2 protein-coding genes and 1 pseudogene are annotated in these 1,073 nt (G+C 35.4%); all 3 read right to left on the reverse strand.

Going from position 1 to position 1,073, the window contains the following annotated elements:
* A pseudogene (locus H5232_RS23360) lies at positions 1 to 236 on the reverse strand (hypothetical protein); the annotation flags it as partial.
* Positions 233 to 658 (reverse strand): hypothetical protein, encoded by a 426-nt coding sequence (locus tag H5232_RS23365; RefSeq protein WP_182795007.1) that lies wholly within the window; start codon positions 656 to 658, stop codon positions 233 to 235. The pseudogene H5232_RS23360 and the gene H5232_RS23365, both read right to left, overlap by 4 nt.
* Positions 659 to 662: 4 nt before the next feature.
* A complete protein-coding gene (locus H5232_RS24485) occupies positions 663 to 1,034 on the reverse strand; it encodes an HNH/ENDO VII family nuclease (protein WP_259398919.1) in 372 nt (123 codons plus the stop codon).
* Positions 1,035 to 1,073: the final 39 nt, after the last annotated feature.

The raw sequence follows: 1,073 nt of genomic DNA on the forward strand, positions 1-1,073 counted from the left end.
TCAGGGTAGTTTAATGCATCTAACATTGCATCAAGGGATTGTTCATATTCATCAAGCATATAATAACTATCACCGATAGATACTTTAAGCCAAACCGCTTGCTCCCAATCCTCATCTGGGTCGGTAAGTAAATCAAAGGCTTTTTGCCAGAGTGTAATTGCGCCTTGAAAGTCTTCTTCATCAAAAAGATCATTGCCTTGCTCGCAATACTCATCTATTTGGTCATGTACGTTCATTGGTTATACTCATTAAAAAAAGTTTTGTATTTTTTCGGCTGCTCTACAAAGCACCTGCCTTTAGAGATAGAGTTAGCTTTATCAAACCATTCATATGCTTGTTCGAAATCACCCATTTCAAATAATATAATACCTTTAATGAAGCTGGGATTATCATCATATGATATACAAAAATCAGAATTTAAGTACTCATCAATTAATGCTCTCGCGTCAGCTAATTTCTCAATTGCAATAAAATGTTCGCAGGCAGAAGTAATAATTATTAATGATTCTGACCATTGACTCTTCGGTGAAGGTACTAATTTGATTGCTTCTTGCATTGCAAAAAATGATTCCTCTATTTGGCCTCTCTTATTAAATTCAAAAGATTGATCAAATTTTTCATTAATCTCATTGCTTAACTTTTCATCTAATTCTTTCATTTTTTTAACTTATCATATTGGGGGGGAAGTAGGTTTCTTTTAATTGAGCTCCCGCAGAGCGGTTTAAGCTGTAATGATCCAATGTATAATTATTAGGGTCAAGCATCCATTCTCTTACCTCTTTAGATTTTGCGCCGTATTGTCTGCCAGTAGTGGTGGCATTCTCAAACAAAGTACTGAATAACTCGATTATTTCGTCAGAAACAGCGATTGGTTGTTCGTTTGCATCCACTGCTGTTTGATAATGGGCTTTGCATTCAAGCTCGCTTTCATCTTCGCAATTTAAAATGAGTTGTGCCTCAAGCCATGGCTCTTTTATTTGCTGATAAAGGTACTGACCAAGTTGTTGGGGGATATTTTTTATATCTGGTTGCATATGCTGTCCTTAGCGTTATAAATGAGTTTAAAATTGAAT

Source organism: Pseudoalteromonas sp. SG41-5 (assembly GCF_014164495.1).
Classification (GTDB): Bacteria; Pseudomonadota; Gammaproteobacteria; order Enterobacterales; family Alteromonadaceae; genus Pseudoalteromonas; species Pseudoalteromonas rhizosphaerae.